The following is a 7,135-nucleotide window of genomic DNA, read 5'->3' as shown; positions in this document are numbered from 1 at the left end:
TCCGGCTGGTTCTACTGGATCAACTGGGCCACCACCACCATCGTGGACATCACCGCCGCCGCCCTGTACATGAACTTCTTCGGCAACTACATCCCCTGGATGGCCGAGGTCCCGCAGTGGGCCTGGGCCCTGATCGCCCTCATCGTGGTCCTCGCCCTGAACCTCGTCTCCGTCAAGGTCTTCGGCGAACTCGAATTCTGGTTCGCCCTGATCAAGGTCGCCGCCCTCGTCGTCTTCCTCGTCGTCGGCACCTACTTCGTCATCTTCGGCACCCCCGTCGACGGCCAGCCCGTGGGCCTGAGCCTGCTCTCGGACAACGGCGGAATCTTCCCCAACGGCCTGCTCCCCATGATCATCCTCATGCAGGGCGTCCTGTTCGCCTACGCCTCCATCGAACTCGTCGGCACCGCCGCCGGCGAAACCGAAAACCCCGAAAAGATCATGCCCAAGGCCATCAACTCCGTGGTCTTCCGCATCGCGGTCTTCTACGTCGGCTCCGTCATCCTCCTCGCCCTCCTGCTGCCCTACACCTCCTACGAAAAGGGCGTCAGCCCGTTCGTGACATTCTTCGGATCCATCGGCATCCAGGGCGTGGACGTCATCATGAACCTCGTGGTCCTCACCGCCGCGCTCTCCTCCCTCAACGCCGGCCTATATTCCACCGGACGCATACTCCGCTCGATGTCCGTGAACGGTTCGGCCCCGAAGTTCGCCGGCCGGATGAACAAAGCCGGCGTCCCCTACGGCGGCATCGCCATCACCGCCGGAGTGTCCCTGCTCGGCGTCCCGCTGAACTACCTCGTGCCCGCACAGGCCTTCGAGATCGTCCTGAACGTGGCCTCCGTGGGCATCGTCATGACCTGGGCAACCATTGTGCTCTGCCAGATCCAGCTCCACCGCTGGGCCGACAAAGGCTGGCTTAAGCGCCCGTCGTTCCGGATGTTCGGCGCCCCCTACACCGGCTACCTCTCCCTCCTCTTCCTCGCCAGCGTCCTGGTCATGGTCTTCATCGACTCCCCACTCACCATGCTCGTCACCGCCATCGCCTCCGTGCTGATGGTGTTCGGCTGGTACGCCTGCCGCCAACGGATCCGCGAAATCGCCGAAACCCGCGACGGCTTCACCGGCACAGCCCCCGTCATCGCCAACCTGCCGGCGGAGACCTTCAGATAAGCCCGCACCATCCACTACGAACGCCAAACCAGCCCAAACAGCCAAAGAAAGCCCATGACAACGGAAACCGAAGCAACCCTGACCGCATCCCACACCCTGACCGCCGCCGTCGTAATCCCGGATCAAGGTTCCGGGCAGGCCAGGCATCCGGACGCGTCCCACGCAGGCAGCCGCCCCGCCCTGAAGTCGGCCGGGCACGTGATTGTTGATTCGCTGGTGGCCCACGGTGTGGAGCGCACCTATGTGGTTCCCGGCGAAAGCTTCCTGGACGTCCTGGACGGCCTGCACCACTCGGAGATTGAAACGGTCGTCTGCCGGCACGAGGGCGGCGCCTCCTACATGGCCGAGGCCGACGGGAAGATGCACCAGCGCCCGGGCATAGCGATGGTGACCCGCGGGCCCGGCGCAGCCAACGCGCATGTGGGGCTGCACACCGCGTGGCAGGACTCCACCCCTATGCTGCTGTTCGTCGGCCTGATCCCGTTCGCGCACCGGGACCGGGAGGCGTTCCAGGAGTTCGACATCAAGGCCTGGTTCGATACCGGCGCGAAGCGCGTGATGGTCCTTGACCATGCGGAGCGGGCATCCGAGATCGTGGCCGAGGCGATGTTTGCCGCCATGAGCGGACGGCCCGGTCCGGTCGTGGTGGGCCTGCCCGAGGACATCATCCGGCAACAGATCGACCCGGCGCTGCACCCCGCCATCCCCGTGGCGGCCGGCGGCATGAGCAGCACCGACGCCGCCGCCCTGGAGGCTGCGCTGGCAGAGTCACGCAAGCCGCTTTTCGTCACCGGCGGCAACGACTGGACGCAGGACGCGGCGGACCAGCTGACGGGATGGCTGGAACGGCACCGCATCCCGGCGGCAGCTGAGTGGCGGACGCAGGGAACGGTCTCGTTTGATTCCCCGTCTTATGTGGGCCCCATTGGCTACGGCCGCCCCCGTCCCACGTACGACCTGCTCGAGGAAACGGACCTGCTGGTGTTTGTGGGGACCGTGCCGGGCGACGTGATCACGGACGGATTCGTGTGCCGGCAGGACTGGAACAAGAAGAACTTCCTGGTCGCAGCCGACCCCTCACTCCGTGGCCGGTCGGGGCCCGTTTCACGGCAGATTCTGGCCAAGCCCGAGGCCTTTGTCCGTGATCTGGCGGGCATCGACCTGCCGGTGAAGGAAGAATGGAAAGCGTGGACGGACCGGATGCGGGGCGAGCAGGAGCGGTTCGCCGCACTACCCGCGGCGGCGCCGGCAGCGGGGCAGGCACGGATGGACACTTTGATGGCTAACTTGGTGCCCAGGCTGCCGGAGGACTCCCTGGTGACGTTCGGCGCGGGCGAGCACACCAACTGGGCCCACCGCTACTTCCCCACCCGCCGCTACGCCTCCATGATCAGCGCCCGTAACGGCTCCATGGGCTACTCGGTGCCTTCGGCCATCGCGGCATCACTTGCCGAACCCGGGCGCCGCGTGGTCACCATCGCAGGGGACGGGGAGTTCCTCATGAACGGCCAGGAGCTGGCCACCGCGGCCCAGTACGGTGCCACGCCGCTGGTGATCGTCATGGACAACCAGGAATACGGCACCATCCGCACCCACCAGGAGCGGCACTACCCCTCACGCGTGTCCGGGACCCAGCTGAAGAACCCGGACTTCGGCCTGATGGCCCGGGCTTTCGGCGGTTTCGGGATCACTGTCACCGAGGACTGCGACGTTCCCGCCGCACTGGACGCCGCCCTTGCGGCCATCGATGAAGACGGCGTCTTTGCCCTCATCCATCTCATCGTGGAACAGCGGGTTAAGGCTTACTGAGCCAACCTGAGAGAGCCGCGGCCGACGGCGGGACATCCCGCCGTCGTCCGCTGTTCTTTCGCGGCGGACGCTATTTTGTCTTTTCCTCTTGATCCGAGCGCCCGCCCTCTACGAGCCACAACGTATCGCCCTCAACGCGGTCCAGCTCATCCGATGCGAAGTACGCGTGGCCGGTCAACAAACCGGACCTGTCGACCTTCACGTAGCCGACCCGCAGCAGCCTTTCTGCGGTGTGGCGGGGCAAATTGGAGGTCGCAGCAAATCCATCGATCACGGTGTTGACGAGGCCTCCTGTTTCGGGGTCGGTTTGGCCGTCCGACGTCACTGCCTCCGGATCACCCATTTTCAGGGCCTCGACCTTGCCGATCTTCTTCCCATCCGACGCTACGACGTGCATTCCTTCACGCACCTGCTCGATGACCGCCATGATCTTCTCCCTCATACACGCAACCGCTGGGTGCAAACCAGTGTAGGACTGACGTGAAGCCAGTGATAGAGGCGGGCTAATAGCCCCAATCACAGGGGAGCGCCCAGAGAGCAGCGGGAAGGCCGGGGGGACACACTTCGAGGAGCATTGCGGCAGGCATCGGATACCGGGCCCGCCGTGCACTTTATGCCTTCGGCAGGCGAAGGGGCTGGTGCGGGTAGCGTCGATGGCGTCCAGCGCGATGCCCTCGGGCTCGGAGCGGAGGTCCCAGACCGAGGCCTCGATTCCTGCGGGAAGCGGCTGCACCCTGGCGAGGAGGTCCCGGTCGGGGAAAGTGAACGCTCCCAGGCCGCGAAAATGCTCATGGGCACCACGTTTCCGTAGCCAGGCGCGCCTGGCGGAATACCTCGCGGCGCGGGCACAGTCCCCGGCTTCACCTTCCGCCAGAACCTGCGTGCGTTCGGCGGCGAGATCGAAGAGTAGCCGGTGCTTCGGTGGAGCTGACGTGCTCTTATTCCTTGGACTCTTCCGTCACTTCGGTGGGAGAGGCGCCTTCGGCGGCGGTCTCCGCAGGGCTCGCTGCAGCGAGCCCTCCAAGACATCCTCGATGATGTGGGCTCGCTGTTGATCCGTCCGACATTTATCCAAATATTCGATTAATTATTCGGCGAATATGGCGGTGTCGGAAATCGGCCGGAACGGCACCATTCGACACTGACCTGCGTGGATAGAGCCCAGGCCTTCGCCGGCAATTGCTGGGCCGCCCGGAGGGCTGGTTTTCAGCCAACGCACGCCTTAGGTCCGCCGCAGTTTCGGCTGTAGAGTCCGTTAGTAAGCTCCCTTACAAATTTGTGGGGCAGTGTCTTAGAACGTTTGCCCTACTGGGGAAGGGACTGCCATGAAACACAATTCTGCGCATCTTGGGTCGCATAAGCACACTTCGAGCGTATTTCGCCGTCGAACAGCAGCAGCAGGCGGCGCAACCGGCGTTGTTATCTTGACCGCGGCCATACTGTTGCAGCAGGTGCCGGCCTTCGCGGCCACCCCGGTCAATTTAGGCACCGCCACCTCCTACTCCGTGCTTGCCGGCACCACAGTGACCAACACCGGTCCCACTACACTCCAGAGGGACCTGGGCGTCAGCCCAGGGACTGCGATCACCGGGTTTCCGCCAGGCAATTCGGCCGGAGCCACCCACGCAGCAGATGCAGTGGCCCAGCAAGCGCAGTCAGACGTGACCATTGCCTACAACAACGCCGCAGGCCAACCGTTGACTACCAGCGTTACGGGCGACCTGGTGGGCAGGACCCTGACGGAAGGCGTCTACGGGTCCACTTCCTCGTTGGGACTCAGCGGGCAGCTCACTCTTGACGGCCAAGGCAATCCCAACTCCGTATTTGTCTTCCAAGCAGCTTCGACGCTAATCACCGCTTCGGCCAGCAGTATCATCCTGACCAACAGCGCCCAAGCCTGCAACGTGTTCTGGCAGGTTGGCAGCTCAGCTACTTTGGGCACCGCCTCAAGTTTCAAAGGGACCATTCTTGCCCTCACGTCGATAACTGTCGAGACTGGCGCAACAGTAGAGGGGCGGGCACTGGCCCGTAACGGGCAGGTCTCACTGGATACGAACGTGTTTACCAGTCCCTCCTGCGCCACAACGACTGCAACTGCCACAACGGCTGCGACAGCGACAGAGACCGCCGCTGCGACAACCTCTGCCACGACGACCCAAAGCCCTTCATCGACGGCAACTGACACCAGCGCACCGCGGGCTAACGAGACGGAATCCACCCCCTCTGCATCGGCGGTGCCACTGGCCGACACGGGCGGGTTGGGCAGGAATAAAGGCACCAACGTTGACACGGCGGTAAGTCCGTCAAACGGAGGCCTGGCGGTTTTCGGCGCAATCGCTGCCGCTCTTGCAGTAACCACAGCAATCGTATTTGCCGTCAGGCCGGTAGCCGGTAGGCGTCGGAGCAGTCAGGAGTAGAGGCTTGCGCCGGGGATCTGTTCCAAGCGGCCGGCACCTCCGCACGCCGGGCCCGGCACACCTGGTGGGGCGTTCGTCGTCGGCCGGGCGCGCTCGTGCTGGAAAGCGGAAGGCGAGGACCGTGGGCAGGGCGGCGGTGGTCCGCTCGCTTGTTGGTGCGGTATCGCTGGCCGCAGTGCTTTTGGGGTGGGGGTCTTCACAGACAGTTACAACGAGTCCGCAAACTTCCGCCCCACCGCAGTCCTTCCTCGCCGCAAGCCCGCCTAACAATGCACTGGAGGAGGCCGACGCGTCCTCTACTGGCTCACCGCCATTGCACATCACGTATGGGGCCGTGGAGATGGATCAAGCCGTCCTGCCGTTGTCTCCGACTGAGCAGGAGACGAGCCTCGGTTCCATCGTTCCTCCACACACCGCGGACGCCTACTGGCTTACGCCGTACGGGGTCCCTGGCGCCTGGTCCACTAACACCACCTACATCGTTGGGCACAGCTGGGAGGGGCGGGCGTCCCCATTCAACAACATCAGTTCCCTGTCACAACCTGGTGATGTATTGACCGTCACCACGGCAGAAGGACCGGTCCACTACAAAATCGATCGGGTCACCACGGAGTACAAGGACACCCTGAAGGACAGCGCGATCTGGGACAAGGCGCCGGGCCGTCTCGTCCTGATCACGTGTTTTACGGAAGACCTATGGGGGAAAAACATCATCATTCAAGCCAGCCCGCTGCCTGCCGCATAGCAACAGGGCGGATCCGCTAACGGCATTCCTGGGGCCGTGGCGAGCTTTAGGGCTGTTGCCCCGGCGCGGCTTAGGCCGGTTCAACTGCTCTCGGTTGCTCAAGGCTCATTGTGTGTCCAAGAGGCGCTCGTCGGACTCCACTTCCGACTCTCGCCTTTGCCCAGCGACAGCCTGGGCGTCGCGGCAACGAGGAGGGCAGCCACGGCCACCGCCGCGCTCAGGATCAGGCCCGGCCGGTACTGTTCCAGCATCGCGGCGGCATCGACGGCGGCACCCGCCTCGGGCGCGTTGCCGTGACCGCTCACCATTGCCGTGGTGACGGCCAGCACCAGGGCGGCACCAACCTGGGTGCTGGTCTGGATCAGGCCTGCGGCCAGGCCTTGCTCGGAATCCCGGATGCCAGCAGTGGCCTGGACGTTGATGGACGGGAAGGCCAGGGCGAAACCGACGCCCAGCAGCAGGACGGACGGCAGAATGTCGGTCACGTAATTGGGCGAGGTGCCCACGCGAAGGAACAGCACGTATCCGAGCGTCAACGCCGCCAGCCCGGTCAGGATCAGCCGCGGGGCGCCGAATCTCTCGATCAGCCGGTCCGCGAAGGGTGCGCTCGAGGCAACCAGCAGGCCGGTCGGGAGCAGCGCCAGGGCCATGCCAAGGGGGCTCCAGCCCAGCGCGGACTGCAGATAGAGCGTCAGGATGAACTGGAAACTCAGGTATGAACCGAACAGCCCCACGGCACTGAGGTTGGCCCGGGCAACCCAGCCTTCCCTGAGGATGCTGAACCGGATCAGGGGGTGTTTGACGCGGTTTTCGATCACGGCGAACGCTGCCAGCACTGCGGTGGAGGCCACGAATCCGGCGATAGTTGCCACAGATCCCCAGCCGTTCCCCGGCGCCGCTACCAGCGTGTACACCAGCCCCAGCATGCCGCCCGCGAGCGTGATGGCGCCCCAGACGTCATGCCCGCTCTCGGGTTCCCCGTCTGCGGCCT

The 7,135-nt window shown here is 64.6% G+C and carries 6 protein-coding genes; 4 read left to right on the top strand and 2 right to left on the bottom strand.

All coding sequences use genetic code 11. The features are described 5' to 3' along the window. Window positions 1-1,173 (top strand): amino acid permease (locus V6M49_RS00150; protein WP_332759352.1); only part of this gene is annotated, 1,173 nt, incomplete at its 5' end. A 54-nt stretch (window positions 1,174-1,227) separates the two neighbouring features. After that, entirely contained in the window at window positions 1,228-2,982 is a 1,755-nt protein-coding gene (locus V6M49_RS00145; protein WP_332759350.1) for a thiamine pyrophosphate-dependent enzyme, read from the top strand. Between the two features lie 70 nt (window positions 2,983-3,052). Here the strand turns inward: V6M49_RS00145 and V6M49_RS00140 are convergent, their stop codons facing one another. Further along, on the bottom strand, window positions 3,053-3,409 hold the full coding sequence (locus V6M49_RS00140; protein ID WP_332759349.1) for a hypothetical protein: 357 nt from the start codon (window positions 3,407-3,409) through the stop codon (window positions 3,053-3,055). 898 nt (window positions 3,410-4,307) lie between these two features. Between V6M49_RS00140 and V6M49_RS00135 the strand changes: the two genes are divergently transcribed. Together V6M49_RS00135 and V6M49_RS00130 are read left to right on the top strand one after the other, a co-directional pair. Next, complete coding sequence (locus tag V6M49_RS00135) at window positions 4,308-5,399, top strand: ice-binding family protein (RefSeq protein ID WP_332759348.1); 1,092 nt, start codon at window positions 4,308-4,310, stop codon at window positions 5,397-5,399. A gap of 340 nt (window positions 5,400-5,739) precedes the next feature. After that, window positions 5,740-6,144, top strand: coding sequence for a class F sortase (locus V6M49_RS00130; protein ID WP_332759347.1), 405 nt, complete (start codon window positions 5,740-5,742; stop codon window positions 6,142-6,144). Between the two features lie 98 nt (window positions 6,145-6,242). On the opposite strand, the gene V6M49_RS00125 is transcribed toward V6M49_RS00130, so the two are convergent. Further along, window positions 6,243-7,135, bottom strand: an 893-nt coding sequence (locus tag V6M49_RS00125; protein ID WP_332759343.1) for an MFS transporter, incomplete at its 5' end; no start/stop codon positions are given.

This window comes from Pseudarthrobacter sp. (assembly GCF_036675385.1).
In the GTDB taxonomy this organism is placed as follows: domain Bacteria; phylum Actinomycetota; class Actinomycetes; order Actinomycetales; family Micrococcaceae; genus Arthrobacter.
The sequence above is the reverse complement of the archived record's forward strand: the minus strand, read 5'-3'. Positions and strand labels throughout refer to the sequence as shown.